The sequence below is a fragment of the Micromonospora sp. NPDC047521 genome (assembly GCF_055587305.1).
In genome coordinates this window covers 13,872-38,441 of sequence record NZ_JBVJGN010000025.1, presented here as the reverse complement: position 1 = coordinate 38,441, position 24,570 = coordinate 13,872, and the positions used below count along the sequence as shown (strand labels likewise).

At 71.8% G+C, this 24,570-nt stretch carries 22 protein-coding genes; 16 read left to right on the top strand and 6 right to left on the bottom strand.

The window, feature by feature from the left end:
• Positions 1 to 35: 35 nt before the first annotated feature.
• A complete protein-coding gene (locus ACZ6N8_RS30475; protein WP_466014424.1) occupies positions 36 to 782 on the bottom strand; it encodes an SDR family NAD(P)-dependent oxidoreductase in 747 nt (248 codons plus the stop codon).
• Between the two features lie 159 nt (positions 783 to 941).
• On the opposite strand from ACZ6N8_RS30475, the gene ACZ6N8_RS30470 reads away from it, so the two are divergent.
• The 5 genes from ACZ6N8_RS30470 to ACZ6N8_RS30450 are packed head-to-tail and all read left to right on the top strand — an operon-like array spanning position 942 to position 8,307.
• On the top strand, positions 942 to 2,237 hold the full coding sequence (locus ACZ6N8_RS30470; protein ID WP_466014422.1) for an ABC transporter substrate-binding protein: 1,296 nt from the start codon (positions 942 to 944) through the stop codon (positions 2,235 to 2,237).
• Between the two features lies 1 nt (position 2,238).
• On the top strand, positions 2,239 to 3,156 hold the full coding sequence (locus ACZ6N8_RS30465; protein WP_466014420.1) for a carbohydrate ABC transporter permease: 918 nt from the start codon (positions 2,239 to 2,241) through the stop codon (positions 3,154 to 3,156).
• Positions 3,156 to 3,977 (top strand): carbohydrate ABC transporter permease, encoded by an 822-nt coding sequence (locus ACZ6N8_RS30460; RefSeq protein ID WP_364368684.1) that lies wholly within the window; start codon positions 3,156 to 3,158, stop codon positions 3,975 to 3,977. Before ACZ6N8_RS30465 ends, ACZ6N8_RS30460 begins: the two co-directional genes overlap by 1 nt.
• Positions 3,974 to 6,052, top strand: a complete 2,079-nt coding sequence (locus ACZ6N8_RS30455; RefSeq protein WP_466014417.1) for an alpha-galactosidase — start codon at positions 3,974 to 3,976, stop codon at positions 6,050 to 6,052. The genes ACZ6N8_RS30460 and ACZ6N8_RS30455 overlap by 4 nt, the downstream gene beginning before the upstream one ends.
• A gap of 47 nt (positions 6,053 to 6,099) precedes the next feature.
• The gene (locus ACZ6N8_RS30450) at positions 6,100 to 8,307 is read left to right on the top strand and encodes a DUF8189 domain-containing protein (RefSeq protein WP_466014415.1); all 2,208 of its coding nucleotides are present in this window, start codon (positions 6,100 to 6,102) and stop codon (positions 8,305 to 8,307) included.
• A 165-nt stretch (positions 8,308 to 8,472) separates the two neighbouring features.
• Here the strand turns inward: ACZ6N8_RS30450 and ACZ6N8_RS30445 are convergent, their stop codons facing one another.
• Positions 8,473 to 8,952, bottom strand: a complete 480-nt coding sequence (locus tag ACZ6N8_RS30445) for a winged helix-turn-helix transcriptional regulator (protein ID WP_466014413.1) — start codon at positions 8,950 to 8,952, stop codon at positions 8,473 to 8,475.
• Positions 8,953 to 9,059: 107 nt separating this feature from the next.
• Here ACZ6N8_RS30445 and ACZ6N8_RS30440 point away from each other — a divergent pair, with 107 nt between their 5' ends.
• Positions 9,060 to 10,607, top strand: coding sequence for an MFS transporter (locus ACZ6N8_RS30440; protein WP_466014411.1), 1,548 nt, complete (start codon positions 9,060 to 9,062; stop codon positions 10,605 to 10,607).
• Between the two features lie 2 nt (positions 10,608 to 10,609).
• On the opposite strand, the gene ACZ6N8_RS30435 is transcribed toward ACZ6N8_RS30440, so the two are convergent.
• Positions 10,610 to 11,476, bottom strand: coding sequence for an oxidoreductase (locus tag ACZ6N8_RS30435; RefSeq protein WP_466014409.1), 867 nt, complete (start codon positions 11,474 to 11,476; stop codon positions 10,610 to 10,612).
• A 139-nt stretch (positions 11,477 to 11,615) separates the two neighbouring features.
• On the opposite strand from ACZ6N8_RS30435, the gene ACZ6N8_RS30430 reads away from it, so the two are divergent.
• From ACZ6N8_RS30430 to ACZ6N8_RS30420, 3 genes are all read left to right on the top strand, one after another.
• Positions 11,616 to 12,497, top strand: coding sequence for a helix-turn-helix domain-containing protein (locus tag ACZ6N8_RS30430; RefSeq protein ID WP_466014408.1), 882 nt, complete (start codon positions 11,616 to 11,618; stop codon positions 12,495 to 12,497).
• Between the two features lie 165 nt (positions 12,498 to 12,662).
• Positions 12,663 to 13,205, top strand: coding sequence for a TetR/AcrR family transcriptional regulator (locus tag ACZ6N8_RS30425; RefSeq protein ID WP_466014407.1), 543 nt, complete (start codon positions 12,663 to 12,665; stop codon positions 13,203 to 13,205).
• 88 nt (positions 13,206 to 13,293) lie between these two features.
• A complete protein-coding gene (locus tag ACZ6N8_RS30420) occupies positions 13,294 to 14,325 on the top strand; it encodes a medium chain dehydrogenase/reductase family protein (protein WP_466014405.1) in 1,032 nt (343 codons plus the stop codon).
• 174 nt (positions 14,326 to 14,499) lie between these two features.
• Here the strand turns inward: ACZ6N8_RS30420 and ACZ6N8_RS30415 are convergent, their stop codons facing one another.
• Positions 14,500 to 14,967, bottom strand: coding sequence for a DUF5994 family protein (locus ACZ6N8_RS30415; protein WP_466014403.1), 468 nt, complete (start codon positions 14,965 to 14,967; stop codon positions 14,500 to 14,502).
• 7 nt (positions 14,968 to 14,974) lie between these two features.
• A complete protein-coding gene (locus ACZ6N8_RS30410; protein ID WP_466014401.1) occupies positions 14,975 to 15,403 on the bottom strand; it encodes a lipopolysaccharide assembly protein LapA domain-containing protein in 429 nt (142 codons plus the stop codon).
• A gap of 531 nt (positions 15,404 to 15,934) precedes the next feature.
• Between ACZ6N8_RS30410 and ACZ6N8_RS30405 the strand changes: the two genes are divergently transcribed.
• From ACZ6N8_RS30405 to ACZ6N8_RS30385, 5 genes are all read left to right on the top strand, one after another.
• Positions 15,935 to 16,108, top strand: a complete 174-nt coding sequence (locus ACZ6N8_RS30405; RefSeq protein WP_167517360.1) for a hypothetical protein — start codon at positions 15,935 to 15,937, stop codon at positions 16,106 to 16,108.
• Positions 16,105 to 17,109: a glycosyltransferase family 4 protein gene (locus ACZ6N8_RS30400; RefSeq protein ID WP_466014399.1), complete on the top strand. Its 1,005-nt coding sequence runs from the start codon at positions 16,105 to 16,107 to the stop codon at positions 17,107 to 17,109. Before ACZ6N8_RS30405 ends, ACZ6N8_RS30400 begins: the two co-directional genes overlap by 4 nt.
• Before the next feature lie 112 nt (positions 17,110 to 17,221).
• On the top strand, positions 17,222 to 18,358 hold the full coding sequence (locus ACZ6N8_RS30395; RefSeq protein WP_466014397.1) for a glycosyltransferase: 1,137 nt from the start codon (positions 17,222 to 17,224) through the stop codon (positions 18,356 to 18,358).
• Between the two features lie 74 nt (positions 18,359 to 18,432).
• Positions 18,433 to 19,398 (top strand): glycosyltransferase, encoded by a 966-nt coding sequence (locus ACZ6N8_RS30390; RefSeq protein ID WP_466014448.1) that lies wholly within the window; start codon positions 18,433 to 18,435, stop codon positions 19,396 to 19,398.
• On the top strand, positions 19,395 to 20,876 hold the full coding sequence (locus ACZ6N8_RS30385; RefSeq protein WP_466014395.1) for a glycoside hydrolase family 130 protein: 1,482 nt from the start codon (positions 19,395 to 19,397) through the stop codon (positions 20,874 to 20,876). Before ACZ6N8_RS30390 ends, ACZ6N8_RS30385 begins: the two co-directional genes overlap by 4 nt.
• Positions 20,877 to 20,935: 59 nt before the next feature.
• On the opposite strand, the gene ACZ6N8_RS30380 is transcribed toward ACZ6N8_RS30385, so the two are convergent.
• Positions 20,936 to 21,988, bottom strand: a complete 1,053-nt coding sequence (locus ACZ6N8_RS30380; RefSeq protein WP_466014394.1) for an ice-binding family protein — start codon at positions 21,986 to 21,988, stop codon at positions 20,936 to 20,938.
• A gap of 199 nt (positions 21,989 to 22,187) precedes the next feature.
• Between ACZ6N8_RS30380 and ACZ6N8_RS30375 the strand changes: the two genes are divergently transcribed.
• Together ACZ6N8_RS30375 and ACZ6N8_RS30370 are read left to right on the top strand one after the other, a co-directional pair.
• Positions 22,188 to 23,438 (top strand): PP2C family protein-serine/threonine phosphatase, encoded by a 1,251-nt coding sequence (locus tag ACZ6N8_RS30375; RefSeq protein WP_466014392.1) that lies wholly within the window; start codon positions 22,188 to 22,190, stop codon positions 23,436 to 23,438.
• A gap of 62 nt (positions 23,439 to 23,500) precedes the next feature.
• Positions 23,501 to 24,568 (top strand): DUF2855 family protein, encoded by a 1,068-nt coding sequence (locus tag ACZ6N8_RS30370; protein WP_466014390.1) that lies wholly within the window; start codon positions 23,501 to 23,503, stop codon positions 24,566 to 24,568.
• The last annotated feature ends 2 nt before the right edge of the window (positions 24,569 to 24,570 follow it).

Genomic DNA, 24,570 nt, shown 5'->3' with positions numbered 1-24,570 from the left:
CTCTCCTGGCCTTCTCGCTGGTCGGTATCGATCTCTCAGGCCGAGGCTTTCACCGCGGTCCATCCACCGTCCACCACGAGGCTCGCGCCGGTGACGTAGGAGGCGTCCGGGGAGGCGAGGAAGGCGACGGCTGCGGCCACCTCGTCGGGCGTGCCGAAGCGCTTCGCCACCGTCTCGGCGACACTGCGCCCGCGGTCCTCTTCGGACACGTCGGCCCAGGCGGCGGTGAGGATCGGGCCGGGCAGCACTGTGTTGACCCGCACCTGCGGGCCGTACTCGACGGCGAGCTGACGGCCGAGCGCGACCAGGCCGCCCTTGGCTGCGGCGTACGCCGGCCGGCCGGGCAACCCGACGAGCGCGTGCACCGAAGAGATCAGCACCACCGCGCCCGCGCGCTCGCGCAGGTCGTCGAGGCAGGCGCGGACGCCGAGGAAGGTGCCGGTGAGGCTGACGCCGAGCTGGTGGTCCCAGGACCGCCTGCTGGTCTCGTGGGCCGGGGCGACCTGCACGGCGTACGCGGTGCTGACGAGGATGTCGACAGGGCCGAGGCTCGCCCGTACGGCGGTGACGGCGGCAGCCCAGTCGGCCTCGTCGCTGACATCGCCCATTACGGACAGTGCTCGGTCGCCGCGTCGGGTCAGTTCCTCGGCCAGCGGGGCCGGGTCGGCCACGTCGAGTAGTGCGACGGCGGCGCCTTCGGCGGCGAGCCGCCGGGCGATGGCCGCGCCGATCCCGCCCATCGCGCCGGTGACCAGCGCGTTCTTGCCCTCAAGCCGGCGCATAGGCTGATCCACGTGACCCTCGCCTTGATCTCGTCTAATCATTAATTACGAAGATATCTTGACAGCCGGCGGCGGCCGATGCAACCTTCTCGTCACAGCATTCACATGGACGACACATCGCGCGGTGACGCTGCGTGTCGTAAAGGAAGGGATACCTCCGTGAGCGACTTCGACCCCGGTCGCCGGCGATTCCTTGGCCACCTCGGGCTCGCCGGCCTGGGCGCGCTCGGCGCCAGCTCGTTCCTCAGCGCGTGCGCCAGCTCCGCCAGCGGACCGACGACGGGCAACGGCTCGGGCGCGGTCACCATCCAGTCGAACCTCTCCTCGCCGCAGGCCAAGGCGGCGATGGAGAAGCTGATCGCGAACTTCAACGCGCAGGGCAAGGGCAAGGCGAGCCTCAACACGATCGCCTCGGAGACCTTCCGCACCCAGCTGCCGACGTACCTCACCTCGGCCAACCCGCCGGACCTCTACACCTGGTACGCGGGCTCGGTCGCCAACGACTACGCCAGCAGGAACCTGCTGCTGGACGTCTCCGAGGTCTGGAAGTCGATGGGCGACTACCCCCAGTCGCTGCGCACCCTCTCCACCGACGGCAGCGGCAAGCAGGTCTTCGTGCCGATGAACAACTACTGGTGGGGCTTCTTCTACCGCAAGTCCAACTTCGCCAAGTGGGGAGTGCAGGAGCCGAAGACCTGGACCGACTTCCTGGCGCTGTGCGAGACGCTGAAGAGCAAGGGCGTCCCGCCGATCGGCATCGGCCTCGGCGACACCCCGTGGGTGGCGTCGGCCTGGTTCGACTACCTCAACATCCGGATCAACGGCGCGCCGTTCCACCGCGAGCTGCTCGCCGGCAAGCAGCGCTTCGACGATCCGAAGATCAAGGCGGTCTTCACCCGCTGGCGCGAGGCCCTGCCCTACTTCGACCCGAAGGGCAAGGCGTACCCGTTCCAGGAGGCGACCACCGCCCTGCTGGCGGGCAAGACCGGCATGTTCCTGATCGGCACGTTCTTCGCCGACGCCGCCCCGAAGGACGCCCTCGGTGACCTGGACTTCTTCAGGTTCCCGATCATCGACCCGGCGGTGCCGCTGGCCGAGGAGGCGCCCACCGACGGCTTCTTCGCCAGTGCCAAGACCGCCAACCCGACAGGTACGAAGGCGCTGCTCACCTACCTGGCCGGCGTCGAGGCCCAGGAGGCGTACGTCAAGGCCAGCTCCGGCATCGTGCTGCCGGCCAACCCGAAGGCCAAGGCGTCCGACTCGCCGTTGGTGGCCAAGGGCAAGGCGATGCTCGACGAGGCCAAGGAGCTGACCCAGTTCTTCAACCGCGACTCCAGCGACGCGCTCCAGCCGACCGCGGACACCGCGCTCACCAAGTTCCTCGACAAGCCGGACCAGATCGACGCGATCCTGCGGGAGTGGCAGGCCGGCGCCGAGAAGGTCTTCAAGGGCTGACGTGACAGCAACGATCTCCACGACTTCGGTCACCCCCACCCGGCGGCGGCGACGGTCGGCCCGACTGTCGCCGCTGCTTGTGGCGTTCGTCCTGGTGCCGTTCCTGGTCGAGAGCATCTGGGTGTTCTGGCCGGCGCTGCAGGGCTTCTGGTTCTCGCTCACCCGCTGGGACGGCATGTCACCGCCGGCCTTCGTGGGCACCGACAACTACGTCGAGCTGGCCGGTGACGCCACCTTCCGGGGCGCGCTCGTCAACACGGTGATCTGGCTGGTGCTCTTTGGCGGCCTCTCCGTGCTGGGCGGCTTCGGCATGGCGCTGGTCCTGCAGAAGGAGCGGCGCGGGGTCGGCTTCTACCGGGCCGCGCTGTTCACCCCCGTGGTGTTCTCGCTCGTGGTGACCGCGCTGGTCTGGCGGGTCTTCTACCAGCCCGACGGCATCGCCGACACGCTGCTGCGGGCCGTCGGCCTGGAGCAGCTGATCCGGCCGTGGCTCGCCGATCCGCAGACCGCCCTGTACGCGGTGATCCTGCCGGCCCTGTGGCGGCAGATCGGCTACGTGATGGTGCTGTTCCTGGCCGGGTTGAAGGCGATCGACCCGGCGCTGCACGAGGCGGCGCGGATGGACGGCGCCAACTCCTGGCAGCGGCTGCGGCACGTCACCATTCCCCAGCTCAGGGGGGTCAACGCGGTGGTCCTGTCGGTCATCGTGATCGACTCGCTGCGCTCGTTCGACATCGTCTGGTCGCTGACCAAGGGCGGCCCGTACCACTCGTCGGAGCTGCTCAGCACCTACATGTACTCGACAGCGTTCCAGAGCCTGCGGCTGGGCTACGCCTCCGCCATCGCCGTCGTGATCTTCGTGCTCGCGCTTGCCGTCATCCTCGGCTACCTGGTCCGCGCGTTCCGGGAGGAGGCGTGATGAACAAGCTCCGTACCGGGGCCTTCCACACCTGCATGGTCCTGCTCTCGCTGCTCTGGCTCGGGCCGGTGATCTGGGTCGTGCTGATGTCCACCCGGTCGTTCGACGACATCGCCGCGCACGGCGTGGGCAGCCTGCCCCGATCGTTCACGCTCGACACCTACCGGCAGGCGTGGACCGACGGCGGTGAGCTGCGCGCGCTGATCAACAGCATGCTGGTCACAGTCCCGTCGGTGCTGTTGAGCCTGGGGCTGGCCGCGATGGCCGCGTTCGCGTTGAGTCGCTTCCGGATCCCCGGTCGGCGGACCATCCTGCTGCTGATGCTCGCCGGCAACCTGCTGCCACCGCAGATCCTGCTGATCCCGGTGGCCAAGTTCAGCGAGCTGACCGGCCTGTACGACACGCTCTGGGCACTGATCGCGGTGCAGGTCGGCTTCGGGCTCGGCTTCTACACATTCGTCCTGCACGGCTTCATGCGGGACCTGCCGGGCGAGATCCAGGAGGCGGCCACCATCGACGGGGCCGGCACGGCGCAGATCTTCACCCGGGTGATGCTGCCGCTGACCCGTCCCGCGCTTGCCGCTCTCGGCGCGCTGTCCTTCACCTGGATCTTCAACGACCTGCTCTGGGCGATCACCGTGCTGCGGACCGACGACCACATGCCTGTCACCCCGGCGCTGCTCGGCCTCCAGGGCCAGTTCGTGTCGTCGTGGAACGTCATCGCCGCCGGCACTGTCATCGCGGCAGTCCCCACCGTCGCGGTGTTCCTGCGCTTCCAGCGGCACTTCGTCTCCGGCCTGGCGCTCGGAGCGGTCAAGTGACCGGGCGGCGGTGGACGCTGCGCGGCGCGCACACGGAGTACACGGTGACCGTGCCGGCGCACGGCCGCTGGCTGGAACTCGTCGCGTGGGGGCCGTACGGCGTCTCCGACGGGCCGTCGCCTGTCGCCTACGACGGCCCGGTCCCGTTCCTCACCCCCGGCGACGCGGCCCCCGTCGAGTACGCCACCGACGCGGACCGCCCGTTCACCGGCGCGGACCTGGTGGTGGACACCGCGAACGGGCAGCGCCGGGTGGGCTTCACCCACACCGGCGTACGTGCCGGCGCCGACGGGCGGGAGCTGGCCGTCGACTTCGCCGACGCGGTGACCGGGCTGCGTGCCACGGTGCACTACCTGGTGCCCGCCGGCACGGACGTGGTGCAGCGCTGGGTCGAGCTGACGAACGACGGCACCGGCCCGCTGCGGGTGGTCCGGGCCGGTTCGGGTGGTTTCTGCGTACCGACGCCGCACGGCGCGCTGCTCAGCCACCAGTGGGGGCAGTGGGCGCAGGAGTTCCAGCTCTCCCACGTCGAGCTGGGCCACGGCACGTTCACCATCGGCAGCTCCCAGGGCGTACCCGGGCATCTGCACGTGCCCTGGCTGGCCGTGCGGGACGCCGCCGACCCGGCCGGCGCGGCCTGGGGGATGGCCCTGGCCTGGACCGGCTCGTGGGAGATCAGCGCCGAGCGGGACACCGGCGGCCTGACCCGGGTCCGGGCCGGCCGCCACCTGGTCGACGGCCCGCTGGAGTTGGCCGCCGGCGAGCGCCTCGCCCTGCCGGCGGTCACCGGGGCGTACAGCCCGGACGGCCTGGACGGGCTGGCCCGGGTCTGGCACACCCACCAGCGGCTGCTCGCCGGGGACCGGCTCACCCCGCGTCCGGTGCTCTACAACTCCTGGGAGGCGACCTACTTCGCCGTCGAGGCGCAGAGCCAGTTGGCGCTGGCCCGGGTCGCCGCCGAGCTGGGAGTGGAGACGTTCGTGGTGGACGACGGCTGGTTCGTCGGCCGTGACGACGACACCGCCGGGCTGGGGGACTGGACGCCCGACCCGGCGAAGTTCCCGGCCGGGTTCGACGCGTTCATCGCCGATGTCCGCGCCCTCGGGCTGAACTTCGGGCTCTGGGTCGAGCCGGAGTGCGTCAACCCGAAGTCGGCCCTCTACGCGGAACACCCGGAGTGGGTCTACTCCGTCGACGGCCGGCCGCTCACCCCGGTCCGCAACCAGTACCTGCTCGACCTGGGCCGGCCCGAGGTGGCCGAGTTCGTGCACTCCACAGTCGACGGTCTGCTGCGCCGGTACGACATCGACTATCTGAAGTGGGACTTCAACCGGCCGCGTACCGAGCCGGGACGCCCGGGCGGCATCGGTCCGCTCGACCTGGACGGCGCGCACGTGGCCAACCTGCACCGGATCTACGAGCGGCTGCGCCACGACCACCCGGGCGTGCTCATCGAGGCGTGTGCCGGTGGTGGTGCGCGTACCGACCTGGCCATGGCCGCCCGCGCGGACGTCTTCTGGCCCAGCGACAACACCGGCCCACTGGACCGGCTGGCCATCCAGTACGGCTTCCTGCACGCCAACGCCCCGCACCTGCTCAGCTCCTGGGTCACCGACGCGCCAGGCCTGTTCGATCCCCGCCCGCGGACGCTCGCGTTCCGGTTCGTGCTCGCGATGACCGGCGTACTCGGCATCGGCGCGGACATCCGCGCGTGGACCCCCGCCGAGCGGGCCGAGGCGGCCGGCTGGATCGCCCGCTACAAGGAGATCCGGGACGTCGTCACGACCGGCGAGGTGCACCTCATCGGTGGCCCCGACCAGGCGCGCTGCGCTGTGCAGTACACCTCGCCCGACGAGCGTCGGGTGGTCGTCCTGGCCTGGCACACCGGTCGGCTCGACGGTGCCGGCCTGCTCCCGTCCCGGCCGGTGCGGCTGCCGCTGCGCGGGCTCGACCCGACCGCCCGCTACCGCGACGGCGAGCGGCACTACTCCGGCAGCCACCTCGCCGCCGTCGGCCTGCCCGTGCAGTGGAGCCCGACCCACGACGCCGACCTCATCGTGCTGCACCGCGACTGAGGCCGGAGCACCACCTCCCCCACCCCCGAAGGGACAGGAGTACCTCCATGCGCCTGAACCGACAGCTGACCGCAGCCCTGGCCGTTCTCGGCCTGGGCCTGGCCAGCCCTCTGCCGGCCATGGCCGGTCCACCCCCTGCCGGCCCACCCGGCCACGGCCCCGGCCGCCCCGGCCACACCCCGGCCGCCACCGGCGCCGAGGACCAGGGCGCGCCCACGTTCCACGACAGTGGGCTCGCCCCGACGCCCTACCAGGGCTGGAACACGTACTTCGGCCTCGGTGGCGATCCCACCGAGGCCGAGGTGCGGTCGGTCACCGACTTCATGGTCCACAGTGGCCTCCGGGACGCCGGCTACACCTACGTCTGGATCGACGGCAACTGGGCCGCGCCCACCCCGCGCAACGAGGCAGGTCAGCTCGTCGCCGACCCCGCGCGCTTCCCGGGCGGGATGGCCGCGCTTGCCGCGTACATCCACAGCAGGGGCATGAAGGCAGGCATCTACACCGACGCCGGGCCGTACCTGCCGGGGCAGTGCGGGCTCGGCAGCAACGGCCACTACGCCGCGGACGTCGCCCAGTTCGCCGGCTGGGGCTTCGACGCGCTCAAGGCCGACTGGCTGTGCGGGCGGGCCGCCGGCCTGGACCCGGAGGCCACCTTCCGGGAGCTGGCCGAGGCGGTACGCCTGTCACCCCGACCGATGCTGCTGAACATCTGCAACCCGGTCAGCTCCGACTGGGGTGGCGGCCCGTACACCCCGGAGCAGCTCTCCACCTGGAGCTACACGTACGCGCCCACCATCGCCGACTCCTGGCGGACGTACACCGACGTGGGTCTGACCGACCCGACGCCGCAGTGGGCGTACCAGTGGGTGCTGCGCAACATGGACGTCAACGCGTACCACCCGGCGGCCACCGGGCCGGGGCACTACAACGACCCGGACTACCTGCTGCCGATGCGTCCGCTGCCGGACGGCGGGTACGAGCTGAGCCTTGACGAGTCGAAGACGCAGCTCGGCATGTGGGCCATCATGGCCGCGCCGCTGGTGATCGGCTCCGACCCGCGTGGCCTGCCGACCGAGATGATCTCGGCGCTGACCAACCCGGAGGTCATCGCGGTCGACCAGGACCCGCTGGTCCGCCAGGGCGTCAAGGTCGCCGACACCGGCACCGACGCGCAGGTCTGGAGCAAGGTGCTCGCCGGCTCCGGCAAACGGGCCGTCGCGCTGCTCAACAGGCACGACACCGCCCAGCAGATCACCGTCACCTTCGCCGACGTCGCGCTCGGCGGCCCGGTCCGGGTCCGTGACCTGTGGGCCCGGGCCGACGTGGACGCCCAGCCCGGCACCGCCGGAGTCCAGCCGTTCACCGGCTCGTACACAGTCGAGGTGCCCGCGCACGGGGTGGCCATGCTCGCCCTGACCGGCACCGACCAGGTCGCCGGGGCGAACCTCGGCGGCACCGCGAGCGCCAGCCCGGCGCTGGTCCGGGTGGACGACACGCACGCCACCGCCTTCGTCCGCGACGCGCAGGGCGCGCTGGCGGTCAACACCCGCACGGGTACGACGTGGGGCACCGGCTGGACCTCGCTCGGCGGCCCGGTCGGCGGCCGCATCCTCGGTCAGCCGGCGGCGTACGGTTCGCCCGACGGGCGGATCGACGTCTTCGTCCGGGGCACGGACAACGCGGCCTGGCAGCGCAGCTTCGTCGCCGGGAAGTGGGGACCGTGGCGCAGCCTCGGCGGCACGCTCACCGACGCGCCAACTGTTGCCTGGGCGAGCCCGACACAGTGGACGCTCGTCGCCCGTGGCGCGGACGGCAAGCTCTGGTCGCGTACGCCCACCGGCGGCTGGACCGGCGTCGGCGCGCCCGACGACCGGCCGTTCTACGGCCGGCCGAGCGCTGTCGTCGACGACGCGGGCGTGCTGCACGTGGCCGTCCGCAGCCGTGCCGACGAGGTGTGGTGGCGCAGCCGGACCGGCACCACCTGGTCGGCCTGGGCCAACCTGGGCGGCACCACAAGTGGCAGCCCGACGCTGCTCGCCACGTCCGGCCGGGTCTACCTGTTCGCGTTGGCAGCCGACAACCGGCTGTGGCAGCGCAACCTGGTCGACGGCGCGGGGGGCGGCTGGTTCCGGCGCGGTGAGTTCGCCACCGACGCGTTCCGGGGCGCGCCGGGAGCCGCCGCCGGCGCCAACGGCAGCGCGTGGCTGGCGGTACGCGGCGTGGACGACCGGGTGCACCAGATCGTCCTCTGATCCGACAGGTGGCGGGCTGTCGACCGGCGGCCCGCCACCGCACCAATCCGGCCCGCCGGCGCGCACCGACCAAGATCCGCGCACCTTCTGGGATCTCGCTGCCTCGCGTCGTCGGGAGCCGGCATGTTCCCGGAGGGTGCGCCATCGCGGGTCCGGCGCGTGGCGTCAGGCGCGGCGGATCAGGCCCGGGCCGGCGGTGATGTCGATGTCGGCGCTCTCGACGTCGTGCCCGGCCTCGCAGCGGAGCACCGCCCGGACCGGCTCACCGCAGTCGTGGTGACGCGCGATGATGGCGGGGCCCGCGTCGTCGGCGCTCCAGGTGTCGCCCCAGTTGCGCAGCGCGGTGATGACGGGCAGCAGTTCGCGGCCCTTGCGGGTGAGTTGGTACTCGTGCCGGGTGCGCTGGCCCGGCTCCCGGTACGGGATCCGTTCGAGCAGGCCGGCGGCGACCATCTCCTTGAGCCGGGCCGCCATGGCGGGCTCGCCGATGCCGACCCTGCGGACGAACTCGTCGAAGCGGCGTGTGCCGAGCAGCGCGTCCCGCATGATCAGGATCGTCGACCGGCTGCCCACGACGTCCATCGCCCGTGCCACCGAGCAGTTCGTCATCGACCAGGATTCGCGGTCTTCGCGGAGGTCCTCCATGCCGTCCAGCGTACCTGGCTTGCGTCGGAGCTAGCCAGGTGATTCACTGGGCGGCTGCTGGCTTGCTTTAGCCAAAGTCAGCGGACCTCCTACCTCGAGGACGCCCCGTGACCACCGACACCACCGCGCCGGCCGCAGCCGGACCGCCAGTCACCGCCCGCTCGCCCCTTCGCGGCTCCCGGCCGGTGACTCTGCTCGCCATGTGCCTGGGCGCGATGATCACGTTTCTCCAGATCACCGCCACGGTCTCCGCCCTGACCACCATCCAGCGCGACCTCCGGGTCGACCCGACGACCGTGATCTGGATCCCCAGCGCCTACACCCTGGTCGTGGCGAGCGTGGTGCTGTCCGCCGCCACCCTGGGCAACCGCTACGGGCGCAGGCGGGTGTTCGGCGCCGGTGTCGTCGCCATGATCATCGGCGGCGCCGTCGTGGCCGGCGCCCCCACCGTCGCCTGGGTGATCGCCGGGCAGCTGGTCGCCGGCCTCGGCGGCGCGCTGATCCTGCCGAACAGCCTGGCGATCCTGGGCGCCACATTCACCGACCCGCACCGCCGCACCGAGGTCATCACCGCCTGGTCGGCCGCCTCCGGCGTCGGGCTCGCCGTCGGCCCGCTCATCGCCGGTGCGCTGCTGCGGCACCACCAGTGGCACAGCGTCTACGTGTCGACAATCGTCCTGGGCGTTGTCACCCTCGTCGTCACCGCCGTCGGGGTGGCCGAGTCCCGGCCGAGCGCGGGCCGGCTCGACCTGCCCGGCCTGCTGCTCGGCACCGTCGCCATCGCCGCCGCCGTCTACGCCATGATCCAGGGCGGACGGGACGGCTACACAAGCCCCGTCGTGGCGACCACCTGGGTCGTCTCGGCGGCTGCGCTCGTCGCGTTCGTGCTCGTCGAGCTGCGGACCAGCGCGCCGATGCTCGACGTACGGCTACTCCGGTCGCCGTCGTTCAGCGCCGTCATGGTGGTCGCCGCGGTATCGCTGTTCGGCTTCACAGGTGTGGCGATCCTGCTGGTCCTCTTCCACGAACGTGCCCAGGCGCTCAGCCCGCTGGACACCGGCTGGCGGATGCTCGTGCTCTTCGGCACGTACGCGCTCGTGGCGTTCGCCGCCGGGCGGACGATCCGCCGTACCGGATTCAAGGCGCCGCTCACCCTCGGCCTGGTCCTCGGCGCGGTGGCCAGCTTCGGGCTGGCAGCCCAGGGGCCGACCACGACGTTCGCGCACCGGTGGGCGCTGTTCGTGCTGTTCGGTGCCGCCTCCGCCCTGGTGGTGGCCCCGGCCACGGCGGCGGCGATGGCAAGCGTCGCGCCCGCCCAGGCCGGCATGGCCTCCGGCGCGGTCAACGCGGCCCGCCAGGTGGGCTCCGTGCTCGGCTCGTCCCTGCTGGGCACCCTGCTCACCACCACGATGCTTGCCGACCTGCCCGACCGCCTCGCCGCACACCAGGTCGGCGAACCCACCCGCACCGCCGTGCGGACGGCGGTGGCCGCCGGCGCGACAGGCGACCAGCCGCTGCCCGATCCGGTCCGGTCGGCGATCGCCGAGGCCATGACCTCAGGTGTTCAGGCAGGTCTGCGGGTCAACGGGATCGTCTTCCTGGTCACCGCCGTCCTCGCGCTCACCCTCATCCGCAACCGGCCGCACCAGCACTAGGCTCACCCGCCGATGGCGTCCAACTCCTCGATCACGTCGGCCGGAAGCTTCAGGTCGGCCGCGGCCATGTTGTCCCGCAGGTGCGCCACGCTCGACGTGCCGGGGATCAGCACTGTGGTGGGGGAGCGCTGGAGCAGCCAGGCGAGGGCGACCTGCTGCGGCGAGGCGTCGAGCCGGGCGGCGACGTCGTTGAGTGTGTCGGACTGCAACGGCGTGAACCCGCCGAGCGGAAAGAACGCGGCGAACGCGATGTTCTCCGCGGCGCACCTGTCGACCAGGGCGTCGTCCTGCCGGTTGGCCAGGTTGTAGAGGTTCTGCACGGTCACCACGGGCGCGATGGCCTGTGCCTCGGTGAGCTGGTCGGGCGTGACGTTGCTGAGCCCGAGGTGCCGGATCAGCCCCTCCTGCCGCAGTTCGGCGAGGGCGCCGAACTGCTCGGAGAGGGGATCGTCGCCGGTGCCCTCCGCCACACCGACCCGCAGGTTGACCACGTCGAGGACGTCCAGGCCCAGGTGCTTGAGGTTGTCCCGGACCTGGGCCTTCAGTTCGTCCGGCTCCAGCGCCGGGATCCACGACGCGTCGGCGCCGCGTCGCGCGCCGACCTTGGTGACCAGGTGCAGATCCTCGGGGTACGGGTGCAGGGCCTCGCGGATCAGCTCGTTGACCACCACCGGCCCGTAGAAGTCGCTGGTGTCGATGTGCCGGATGCCCCTGTCGACCGCCTCCCGCAGCACGGCGAGGGCCCCGTCGCGGTCGAGGGGCGGACCGAAGACGCCCGGGCCGGCCAACTGCATCGCCCCGTAGCCCATCCGGCTCAGGGTGAGGCCACCGGCAAGGGTCAGGGCGCCGCCGGGCAGGTTCTCGCTCATGTCGTCCTCTATCCGTATTCGGAGTTGGTATGCGTCTCCGAACGACTGTGCGCGGCACCCGGCCGGCGCGGCAGGGCGAGCTGTTCCTGGTAGTGACACGACCAGTCACCGGCTGGCGAAGCGGCATACCGTCGGTGGCATGGACGCGACGAACCCGCTCGGCGACTTCCTGCGTGCCCGCCGGGAGCAGACCAGGCCCGAGGACGTCGGGCTCGGCCCCGGCGTGGGCCTGCGCCGGGTGCCCGGTCTACGCCGCGAGGAGGTGGCGATGCTGGCCGGCATCAGCGCCGACTACTACCTCCGGTTGGAGCAGGGCCGCGAGCGGCACCCTTCGGTGCAGGTCCTCGATGCCCTCGCCGGGGTGCTGCGACTGGACCCGGAGGCGACCGCGTACATGATCGGGCTGAGCCGTGCGCGGTCGCGGCGGGCGGCCCGACCGGCCGCCGATCGGGTGCCGGCCAGCATCCTGCACCTGCTGCGGCAGCTCGACATGCCTGCCTTCGTGCAGAACCGCTACCTCGACATCCTGGCCTCGAACCCGATGGCGAGGGCACTGTCTCCGAATCTCGCGCCGGGGTCCAACCGGCTCCGCGCGGTGTTCCTGGACCCGGCTGAGCGGGAGCTGTTCCGCGACTGGCGGCAGGCGATGCAGAAAGTGGTGGGGCAGATGCGCGCCGACTCGGGCGGGGCTGCCGACGACCCACGGTTGACGGCGCTGGTGGGTGAGTTGTCACTGAAGAGCGATTGCTTCCGCCAGCTGTGGGCGCGGCACGAGGTGCGTCGGCGGGAGGGCGTGGTCAGCCGGCTGCGCCATCCCGAGGTGGGTGACCTCGACCTGTACTGCGACAAGCTCGCTGTCGCCGGCGCCGACGGGCAGCTCCTGGTGATCTACCACGCCGAGGCCGGTACGGAGTCGGCGCGTTCGCTGGCCCTGCTCGGCTCGATCGCCGCGAGCACGCGGGACGACGTCCCGGACAGCGTCCGGCCCGGCGATCCGGCCCCTCTCTATCCCTCGGAGTGAGCAGTGCGGATGTGCTCGTAGCGCCTGCGCATGGTCTCGCCGGCGGCCGGACCGGCGGTGAAGTCGAAGTCACTGTCGTCGAGCGAACAGCGTCATCAGGGTTGCGGATCGCGCCGTGAGCGCGGGCGGTTGACGCCGGAAGTTTGTGAGTGCACACTTACAAACATGCGATCGACAGCCGAAGCCCGCCGGGTCACCGTCCTGAACGCCGCCGTCTCGGCGTTCGCGCGCACCGGTTTCCACGCCACCCCGGTCACCGCCGTGGCGGGGGCCGCCGGCATCTCCGAGGCGTACGTGTTCCGGCTCTTCTCCGGCAAGCTCGGGTTGTTCGTGGCGGCCGCCGAGGCGTGCTTCGAGCGCATCGCCGCCGCGATCGAGGCGGGGGCGGAGCGCGCCTCGGGCGCCAGCCCCGAGGAGGTCCTGGACGCGATGGGCGGCGCGTACGCGGAGTTGATCGCCGACCGTGACCTCCTGCTCTTCCAGGTGCAGGCGCAGGCCGTCACCGACATTCCCGAGGTCGCCGAGGCGGTGCGGGCGGGCTACCGGCGGGTGGCGACAGTCGTGCGGGAACGGGCCGGTGCCGGTGATGCGCAGGTCCAGCGGTTCTTCGCGTACGGCCAGCTCTGTCATCTCATCGTGACCGCGGGCCTGGAGCAGGTCTCCGAGCCGTGGGCGCGCGCGCTGACCGCCGGCATCCGCCACCCCTGACCGCACATCCCGACAAGGGCCGCTTCTGCGGCCCATTTTTTCACAGTCGAAAGTGTGTGAGTGCACACTTACAAACAAGGAGATCCCGATGACGACCGACGCGATGATCACCGAAGTCGTACTTCCCGGCGTGGTGGAGCCCGACGGGCTCCGACTGCACCGACGCCCGATGCCCGCACCCCGGCGCGGGCAGGCGCTCGTCCAGATCGAGGCCACCGGCATCTCGTTCGCCGAGCAGCAGATGCGCCGCGACCTCTACCCCGGCCAGCCGAGGTTTCCGTTCGTGCCCGGGTACGACCTGGTCGGCACGGTCCGTTCCGTCGGGCCGGACGCCGACGGCTCACTTGTCGGTACCCGGGTCGCGGCGGTCACCAAGACCGGCGCCTGGGCCTCACACGCGGTCGTCGACGTGGACGACCTCACCCCCGTACCCCCGGATCTGGACCCCGCCGCGGCCGAGACCGTCGTCGTCAACGGGGTGACCGCCTGGCAGATGCTCAGCGGCGCCGACCTGCGGGCCGGGCAGACCATCCTCGTGCACGGGGCGAACGGCGGCGTCGGGACGGTGCTCGTCCAACTCGGACGCCACCTCGGCCTGCGGGTCATCGGCACCGCCGCCGCCCGGCATCACGCCGCGCTGCGCGACCTCGGCGTCGAACCGCTGGACTACCGCGACCCGGCCACCCCCGCGCGCATCCGCGAACTGTCACCGGACGGCGTCGACGCGGTCTTCGACCCGGTCGGCGGCCCCGGCGTCCGCACCTCGTACGGGCTGCTCGCCCCCGGTGGCACGTTGGTCGTCTACGGCAACGCAGCCGCCCTCGGCTCGGCCCGGTCCGTCGTGTGGGTCTTCGCGAAACTGCTGACCCGCCTCTACACGTGGAACACCCTGCCGAACGGTCACCGGGCCGGTTTCTACAACTTCTGGGCCGGTCGCCTGACCCGCCCGGCGGCGTTCCGACGTCGGCTGCGCACCGACCTCGGTATCGTGCTCGACCTGCTCCGGCAGGGAGTGCTCGTGCCGCAGATCGCCGCCCGGTATCCGCTCACCGAGGTGTCCGCGGCGCTGGTGTTCGCCGAGGCGCGCAGCCGGGCCGGCAAGGTCGTGCTGGAGCCCTGATCTCCGGCTATGTCGAGGGCATTGGTGGCTCGGGCGGGTTTCCGCGGGCAGGGATGCTGTCCCGCTGGGGACCCTCGTCCTCGCGGGTCAGCCCCATCGCCTGGTCGGTCGTCATCAGGTGCCCGCCTACGTGCTCTGGGCCCTCAATGCTAGTGAGGTTTAGCTGCAAAAAAGCTACCGGCCGGCTCCTTCGGGCGGAGCGGTCAGGGCGGTGGCCAGGATGTCGGGCGCGCGCCTGCGGTTGGACGGGTCGGCGGCCGTAGCCATCGCCCACTCGGCCGCCTCGGCCGGCGCCGTGGGTGGCACCACCAGCAGGTCGACCTGGACGTCCTGGACCGTGTTGGCGACCAGCACGGCGGGGTCGAGGGTGTCGAACCAACCGATGCGCACGACGTTCCGCCCGACGGTCATCCGATGGGGCTGGCTGTCCCAGGCGCGGATGTTGAGCATGAGGTGCCGGATCCGGCCGTGTCGCTCGACCAGGGCGAGGACGAGCCCGGGAAGTTCGGCCGCCGCATCCCAGGATCGGGGCCACCAGCCGCCATCGAGCACGGTCCGGCTCCGGGCGGAGGCGAGGACGAGCCGAGGTGCGGTCAGTGTGGATGTGGTGGTCGAGCCGTCGTGTCGTCCGGTGACGGACATGGCGGGATCAGCCTTCCTGAAGGGACGGTGGTGGGGGCCGGTTGGCTCCGGACGGCTGCGGTGCTGATGCGGCGGGCAGGGGTCGATCGGCAGGTGGCCTCGCCGAACGCCGGCTGCGCAACCTCAGCTGGAGAATCCGGGCGGTGCCGGGGAGAGCGACGAGCAGCACGCCGATCACGGCCGCGAGCAACAACGCCACGCCTGTCGGCAGGGCCGCGTGCGCCCCGAGGAACGTAACCTCGGCACGCTGCCCGTTCTGGAGTACGAAGATCAGGAGCAGCAGGAGAACGACCGCGAACACCACGGCGACGATCCACAGGTCCCCGATCCGCGAACGCCGCACCGCGGGCGGGCGGGGCTTCGGGCGAGCATCGGCGGGGCCGTCGTTGCCGTTGATGGTGGAAGCTGGGACGTGCCTGTCGCGGGGTGCGGTCATGACGAGCCGCCGCCTTCCGATGGGGGTACCCCGGGGAGCCGACCGTGTGCGTGCGTCAGCGTGAGCGGAGCGAGGGGTGAGCCAGCGACGCGCTGTCGGGGGCCGACGTGCCAGTGCGGAAGGGGCCGGCCAACGGTGCCACGGGGAGTCGGCGACCGGGCCGATGGGTGTACGGCGGCGAGTACCGCAAGCGTACGCCTGCACGGCCGGCACCGCTGGGCAGGCACTTTCCGGTGCGCCGCGGGCGGCTGCCGATGCAGCCCGCACCGAAAGGGCGTACGGTGGACATGTCGCCCGGGGCCTCCGGTGGCCGCAGATGCCGTCGCCACCAACCCGTCAGGGCGTTACCGATCGTCATCCCCATCGCCGCGACGTGCTGGTCGTACTGGTTCATCGCCGACCACGTCCCCGCCGTCGGATTCACCGGTCACCGCACATTCGGATTCGCCGCGATGGCCGGTGGTGGGATCCGACCCGCGCGTGCACACCGTTCACGCGCACGACCGCACGCCCAACCAGGGGGAGCACCAGATGAGAATCGCCCGACACAGGATCGTCAGCGCACTTCGCGACCGGGGCCAGCAGGCCCGGGCCGACTGGGTCGAGCGGGAGCTGCCGGAGCGGGTCGACCCGGCCAAGCACTCCGGGCTGCTCGCCACCCTGCACCTCGACCCGGCCGACCTCGCCGACGCGCCGTCCCCGTGAGGGTGGCGCTTCTCGGCCCGATCGCCTGGCGTACGCCCCCGCACCACTACGGCCCGTGGGAGCAGGTCACCGGCCTGCTCGCCGAGGGGCTGGTCAGTCGAGGTGTGGACGTGACCCTCTTCGCGACCCTTGACTCCGTCACCTCCGCCCAGCTCGACGGCGTGAGCCCCCGGGGGTACGCGGACGCTCCCGACATGGACGGGCGGGTGTGGGAGGCGATGCACGTCTCCCACGCACTGGCCCGCTCCGCGCAGTTCGACCTCGTGCACAGCCACCTCGACTGGCTGCCGCTGGCCTTCGCGGAGCACTGCCGCGCTCCGCTGCTCACCACCGTGCACGGCTTCTCCGGCGCGGGGATCCTGCCCGCGTACGCCCGGGCCCGCTCGTCCTACGTGTCCATCTCCGACGCGGACCGGGCTCCGGATCTGGACTACGTCGCGACCGTGCACCACGGCGTCGACGTGAGCGGGCTGCCGTTCACCGGTGAGGCCGGCCCCGGGCTGGCCGCCTTCGGCCGGATCCACCCCGACAAGGGCACCCACACCGCCATCGAGATCGCCCGCCGCGCCGGCCGTTCCCTGACCATCTGCGGCATCGTCCAGGACGAGCGGTACTTCGCCGAGCAGGTGGCCCCGCACATCGACGGCGACCAGGTCGTCTTCCTCGGCTCGGTCGGGCCGCGACGGCGGGCCGAGGTGCTCGGCGCAAGCGCGGCACTGCTGCACCCGATCGCCTTCGACGAGCCGTTCGGCCTGTCGGTGGTGGAGTCGATGGTCTGCGGCACCCCTGTCGTCGCGTACGCGCGCGGCTCGATGCCTGAGGTCGTCGACGAAGGGGTGACGGGATTCCTCGTCGACACGGTCGAGCAGGCCGTCGACGCGGTGACCCGGGCCGCCGCCCTCGACCGGACCGACTGCCGGGCGCGGGCTCAGCAGCGCTTCAGCGCCTACCGGATGGTCACCGACTACCTCGCCGTCTACGACCGGCTCGTCCACGGCTGAACCGCCCCGAATCCGTTGCGCCGGCCACACACGCTGGCCGGCGTGCGCCCTCACCGCGTGAGGCCGCCCCCGTCCCCGGGTGGCGGCCGACAACCGGAAGGCCCGACGTTCGATGCCCAGCTACGGATTCCTCAGCACCCACCCACCGACACGGTGTGGACTGGCCACCTTCAACTCCGCCCTCGCCGCCCAGCTCACCGCCGACGGCACCCACGGTGGCATCGTCCGGGTCACCGACCACGGCGACGACCAGCGGCCGGGGCCAGGGGTCGTGCACACGTGGTCGGCGCGTACCCCGGCGGGCTGGCGGGACGCCGCGGCCGTCCTGAACACCTTCGACGTGGCAATCGTCCAGCACGAGTACGGCATCTATCCGGGCAACGACGGCGAGGACGTCCTGCCGTTGCTGCGCCGGCTCACCGCGCCGAGCATCGTGGTCCTGCACACCGTGCTCCGCGAGCCCTCCGCCCGGCAGAAGTCCCTGTTGGAGCGGATCGTCGCCACCGCCGGGGCGGTGGTCACGATGACCGACACCGCCCGGGACCGGCTGCTCGTCGGCTACGCCGTGCCGCCGGGCAAGGTGACTGTGATTCCGCACGGCGCCGCCGAACTCTCCGGCGTACCCGTCGACAGGCGTGCCCGCCCGCACCTGCTGACCTGGGGACTGATCGGCCCCGGCAAGGGCATCGAGTGGTCGTTGCGGGCCCTCGCGCGGTTGCAGGATCTGGAGCCGAGCCCCACCTACACGGTGGCGGGCCGCACCCACCCGAAGGTGATCGAACACCACGGTGAGACGTACCGGGCGGGACTGCACCAGCTCGGCGCCCAGTTGGGCGTCTCGCACGCCGTCGACTACCAGGACGTCTACCACGACCAGGAGTCTCTGGGACGGTTGATCCGCTCCGCCGATGTGGTCGTGCTGCCGTACGACTCCCGTGAGCAGGTCACCTCAGGCGTGCTCATCGAGGCGGTGGCCGCCGGGGTGCCCGTCGTGGCCACGGCGTTCCCGCACGCCGTCGAGCTGCTCACCGGCGGACCAGGGCTGGTCGTACCTCACCAGAACCCTGCGGCGTTGGCCAAGGCGGTCCGGCGGATCCTCACCGAACCGGGCCTGAGCGCGCGGCTGGCCGGCCGCGTCCGGCCGCTTGCGGCACACCTGCGCTGGCCGGCGGTGGCGGCCCGCTACGGCACCCTGGCCGAGCAGCTCGTCGAGGTCCGCCCGCCCGCGGTCAGCGCGGCGTCGGTGTGACCGCGACCATCGGCGACCCGGCCGTCCGGCGCTGGTCGACGGCGCCCGCGCCGAGTTTCGCGCACCTGGACCGGATGACCGACGACACCGGCCTGTTCGAGCACGCCCGGCACGCCATCGTCCGCCGCGAGCACGGCTACTGCACCGACGACGTGGCCCGTGGGCTGGTCGTGGTCAGCCGCGAGCCGGAACCGACCGAGGAGGTGCTTCGGCTCGCGGAGCGCTACCTCGCGTTCCTGACCCATGCCCAGGACGCCGGTGGCGCCTTCCACAACCGACTGGGGTACGACAGGCGCTGGACCGACGAACCAGGGGTCGGCGACTGGTGGGGCCGTGCACTGTGGGGGCTGGGGACCGCCGTCTCGCACAGCCCTGCCTCGTGGGTGCGGGAGGAGGCGCTCGTCGCCTTCAGCCGCGGCGCCACCCGGCGCTCCCCGGCACCACACGCGATGGCCTTCGCCGGGCTCGGCGCGGCCGAGGTGCTGCGCCGGCACCCTGGGCACGTCACCGCGGCCGCCCTGCTGGCGGACGCGGCCAGCGCCGTCGGCCCGGTGGGGGACGACCCGCGCTGGCCCTGGCCGCGCCAGCAGCTGACGTACGCCAACCCGGCCCTCGCCGAGGTCGTCATCGCCGCCAGTCAGCTGCGTCACGGTGGCCCACCAGTCGACGACGGCCTGCGGATGTTGAGCTGGCTGCGGGGCGTCCAACTCCGCGACGGACGCCTGTCGGTCGTGCCCGCCGGAGGTTGGCGGCGTGGGGCCGTCCGGCTGCACCACGACCAGCAGCCGATCGAGGTGGCCGCGCTCGCCGACGCCTGCGCCACCGCCGCCACGATCACCGGTGATCCCGAGTGGGAGACCGGGATACGGCAGGCCGTCGGGTGGTTCCTCGGCGACAACGACATCGGCACGCCGATGTGGGATCCGGCGACCGGCGGCGGCTACGACGGGCTGACCGCACACGGACCGAACCTCAACCAGGGGGCCGAGTCCACCCTGGCGCTCATCTCCACACTCCAACACGCGCGGCGGTGGTCGTGACCGGAATCCGCGCCGTACGGCGGGACGTCGTCCTCACCCCTGATCCACGCCGGGTCATCGTCAAGCTCTTCGTCCCGGGTGAGGACGCCGCGGTGGTCCGTACCCGCGCGCGAGCGCTGATCGACCGGGTGGCGCACCTCGACGACGAGGAGACCGGCCGGCTGTTACGGGACACCGTCGACAGGTTCGGGGCCCGGCACCGCGACCTGGTCGGCACGTTCCACCACCACTACGACCTCGTGCGGCATCGCGCGTCCGGTGCCCCGGATCTCTCGCCGACCAGCCGGCTCCTGGTCGGTGCGTACTTCACCCACGAGTACGCCGTCGAGTCGGCCGCCCTGTGCAACCCGTCGATGGTGCCCCACCCCGACCAGACCGGGCTGGTCGACGGGCAACTGCGTGTCGCGGTCAGCCTGCGCCAGATCGGCGAGGGTCACGTGTCGTCCATCGGGTTCGCCACGGCGGTGCTCGGCCCCGGACACCTGCTGACCGTCGCCGACCGGTCCGGTCCGCTGGCGGTGGGGCAGCGGCTCGGCGTACGGCATCGCCGGGACCTGCTCGTCGCCGGCCTGGGCGAGGAGGACTGCGACAACGAGGTCACCGCCACCGTGCTGGACGCCCTGCCCGACCGGTACGACGAGGCGACCTTCGAGCGGGTGCTCGGCCAGCTGCCGCCGGATCTGCTGTCCCGCAGCACCGGCCTGAGCACCCTCGAACAGGTACGCCGTACCAGTGCCGCCAGCTACGCCACGGTGTTCCCCGCCGACTCGGCCCTGCACGAACGGGTGCTGTGGCCGACCACCCCGGCGGAGAGCAACGGCATGGAGGACGCCCGGTTCGTCAGGTTCGTCGACGACTCGGGGCCGGTGTACCGGGCGACCTACACCGCCTACGACGGCCGGGGCATCGCCACCCGGGCGCTGGCCAGCACCGACCTGCGCCGTTTCGAGATGACCCCGATGCGCGGCCCGGGTGCCCGTAACAAGGGCATCGCGTTGTTTCCCCGTACCGTCGGCGGCCGGCACCTGGCTCTGTGCCGTGCTGACGGCGAGACCATCGGTCTTACCGAGTTGGACGGCGAGAACCGCTGGCGGTCACCGGTCGGGCTGCACGGACCCCGCGACAGTTGGGAGCTGATCCAGGTCGGCAACTGCGGTTCTCCCATCGAGACGGATGCCGGCTGGCTGGTGCTTACCCACGGTGTGGGGCCGATGCGTCGGTACGCGATCGGTGCGCTCCTGCTCGATCTGCACCGGCCGGAGCGGGTCGTCGCGCACCTTCCCGGGGTGCTGCTGTCACCCGACGAGACCGACCGGGACGGGTACGTGCCCAACGTCGTCTACTCCTGCGGGGGGCTCGTCCACGATGGCGAGTTGTGGTTGCCGTACGGCGCGAGCGACACCCGTGTCGGTTTCGCCTCCGTGCCTGTGGCAGCCCTCGTCGCCGCGATGGTGGAGTCGCCACCGGCGGGCGGTTGAGGCCGGTTGACGGTGGTGCCCCGGCGGCCGGTTTGTCACCGGCCGCCGGGGCCTACCGGTCAGGAGTCGGACGTCCGGCGTCGGTAGAGGAGCAGCAGGGCGGCGCCGACGGCGACGGCGACGCTGCCGATCCCGGTGAGGACGGGCAGCAGGGTGCCACCGCCGCTGCCGCCGGTCACGGGCAGTGCGGTGCGGGTGGGCCTGACCGTGGGCTGCCCGGTCGGCGTGCCGGTGGGCTGCCCGGTCGGGGTGCCGGTCGGCTGCCCGGTCGGGGTGCCTGTGGGTGTGCCGGTCGGGGTGCCGGTGGGCGTGCCCGTGGGTGTGCCGGTCGGGGTTCCGGTGGGCGTGCCGGTGGGCTGGGTGGGCGTACCTGTCGGCTGGAGACAGACGGGGGCGTTGATGGTGTTGGTGTCGAGGGTGACGGCGCCGGTCTGGGCCAGCGCGCGTCCCTGGAGGGTGGCGCCCGTGTTCATGGTGATCGAGGTCTGGGCCAGGATGTTGCCCATGAACCGGGTGCCGGTGCCGATCGTGGCCGAGCTGCCGACCTGCCAGTAGACGTTGCAGGGCGAGGCGCCGTTGATGAACACGACGCTGCTGTTGGAGGCCGTGATCAGGGTGGACTCGATCTGGAAGATGAACACCGCCGCCGGGTCGCCCTGACTGTTGAGCGTCAGCGTCCCGGTCAGCTGTGCCGCGCCGAGCCGGTAGACCCCGGGGATCAGCGTGGTGCCGCCCAGCTCCGCGGGCAGGTTGGTGAACGGGGTGCGACCGGCCGCGTCGTTGTACGCGGTGGTCAGATCGTTCTTGGCCTGGAGTGCGACGGCGTCGCCCAGGTGGATCTCTCCGGCCACGATTCCGGGCGGGAAGCCGGGCGCGGTGTTGCCGGGGCTGACGCCGAGGCTCTGGGCGAGGAAGCTCGGCCCGGTGTTGGTGGCGGTGGAGCCGGCCAGTACGGAGAAGTTCGCAGCCGTTCCCAGGCCCACCGGTGCTTCGGCCGCGCTCGCGCCGGTGCCGCTGACGAGCAGCACGGCGACGGCCGTGCCGCTGGCGGCGATGGCCGCCAGCGCGGACAGGGCCGCTCGTCGCGGATGGCGGATCAGTTTGCGTGTCACGATGTGCCCTTTCGCGAAGGCATCTCACCAGACGCCTGTCGTGCGGCAATCAACCGCACGAAAACCCCATTTACAACAAACCGGACTTTTGCACATTTGGCCGACCGGAGTTGGCGTAATGCCTGAGATGCCTGGGGCGAATGGGACGACGGAGGTGACCAGAAGCCCGTTGCGCGGATTCCGGCCCGGGCAGGGCAGGATGGGGAAGGACAGGGGGAGGTGGAGCGTGGTCGACGCCGGCAACGCGGTGCGGTCGTTGCACCTCCACGCACCCCGTGGCGGGCCGGACGACCTGTCCCTGTTGATCACCGGAGCCGCGTCGGCGATCAACGCCACCGAGATCGTGGTCTACCTGGCCGACTACACGCAGTCCCTGCTCGTGCCGCTGCTCGGCGCGGGCCTCGCGCGGGACGAGCAGCCGATCGAGACGACGCTCGCCGGTCGGGCGTTCACCACCCTCGACATCCAGCGGGCCCCCGACAATCCCGACCGGATCTGGGTCCCACTGCTGCTGGGCTGTGAACGGATGGGCGTGCTCGAGGTCGTCACGCCGGCCGCCGCTGACCGCGCCATGGAGGGTCCCGCCTGGGAGGTGGCGGTCACCGTCGCCCAGCTCCTGGTGAACCGCCGGCTCTACGGCGACGTTGTCGAACGGATGCGCCGTCGGCTCCCGATGCAGGTCGCCGCCGAGATCGTGTGGGGGCTGCTGCCGCCGCTGACCTTCGCGACCGACGACATGGTGGTCACCGCCATCCTGGAGCCCTGTTACGACGTCGGCGGGGACATCTTCGACTACGCGTTGAACGGCGACGTGCTCAGCGTCGGGCTGTTCGACACCTGTGGGCACGGCATCAAGGCGAGCACCCTGGCCTCGCTGGTGGTCAGCGCGTACCGCAACGCCCGCCGGTGCGGCCTCGACCTGGTCGACACCGCGATCAGCATCGACAGGTGGGTGCGTTCCGAGCATCCGAACCTCTTCGCCACCGGGCTGCTCGCCGAGTTGGACCGGACCACCGGGCGACTACGGATGATCAACGCTGGTCATCCCGGGGCGATGTTGCTCCGCGACGGCAAGGCCATCCGGGAGCTGCCGGGGCCCACCGCGTTGCCGCTCGGCCTGGGTCACCTGTCCGGCCGGCGCCCTCGGGTGCACGTGGAGGACCTGCACCCCGGTGACCGGATCCTCGCGTACACCGACGGCATCACCGATGCGCGGAGTGTCGAGGGCGAGCAGTTCGGGCTGGACCGGCTCGTCGACTTCGTCAACCGCGCCCTCAACGACGGTCTGCCCAGCCCGGAGACGATGCGCCGGCTGGTGCGTGCCGTCGTTGCCTACCAGGACGACGAGCTGGACGACGACGCCACCGCGGTGTTCCTGGAGTGGAGGCCGCCGCACACCCCGCTGGCCCACCTCCGTGATCTCAGCGCGCTGACCATCGGGTCCCCGTAGCGAGTGGGATTTTGCACCCCAGTGCACTTGCCTGCGTGCCTGGGGCTGTCTAGCGTCAGGCCATGGCTCCCTCCTGGACGTTCGCCGTCGCCCGCGCGGACCTCGGCCGGTGCACGCTCGTCGACGGCACGACCGCCGATCCGTCCGAGGGGGAGGCCCTCCTGCGGGTCGACCGCGTCGGCCTCACCGCCAACAACGTGACCTACGCGGTGCTCGGCGACGCGATGCGCTACTGGGAATTCTTCCCACCCGGTCCGCGCGGACTCGCGCCGGAGTGGGGGCTTCCCCCGCTCTGGGGCTTCGCCGAGGTGGTCGCGTCGACAGTCGCGGGCGTCGAGGTGGGCCAGCGGGTGTACGGATACCTGCCGCCCGCCGGCCACCTGCTGGTGCGGCCGGACCGGGTGGACGCGTCCGGATTCCGCGACGCGAGCTTGCACCGGGCCGAGCTGCCCTCGCCGTACAACGCGTACCGCTCGACAGGCGGTGACCCGGCGTACCGGCCGGACCAGGAGGACCTGCTGATCCTGTTCCGACCGCTGTTCTTCACCTCGTTCATGCTTGCCGACCAGGTCGTCGACAACGGCTTCTACGGCGCGGAGTCGCTGCTGCTGTCGTCGGCGTCGAGCAAGACCGCGTACGCCGCCGCCTCCGAACTGCACGGCCGTGGCCCGCGCCTGGTCGGGCTCACCTCACCCGGCAACCTCGCGTTCACCAGGTCGCTCGGCTGCTACGACCAGGTCGTCGCGTACGACGACATCGGCACGCTCGACGCCGTCCCGACCGTCTACCTCGACCTGTCCGGAGCACCGTCGACCCGCGCCGCTCTGCGCCAGCACCTCGGTGACCACCTGGTCCGGGACATCGCCGTGGGGCTGACCAACCAGACGCCGAACGCCGAGGCCGCCGAGGAGGTGTTCTTCGCGCCCGTCCAGATGCGCAAACGCAGTCGGGACTGGGGGCGCGACGGTCTCGACAAGCGGTTCACCGAGGCGTGGCGACGGTTCACCGCAGTGGTGGACGGGTGGCTCGACGTCCAGGTCGGCACCGGGCCGGAGGCCCTACGGGACGCGTGGCTCGACGTCCTCGCCGGCCGTACGCCGCCACGGGTGGGTCACGTCGTGCAGTTCTGACG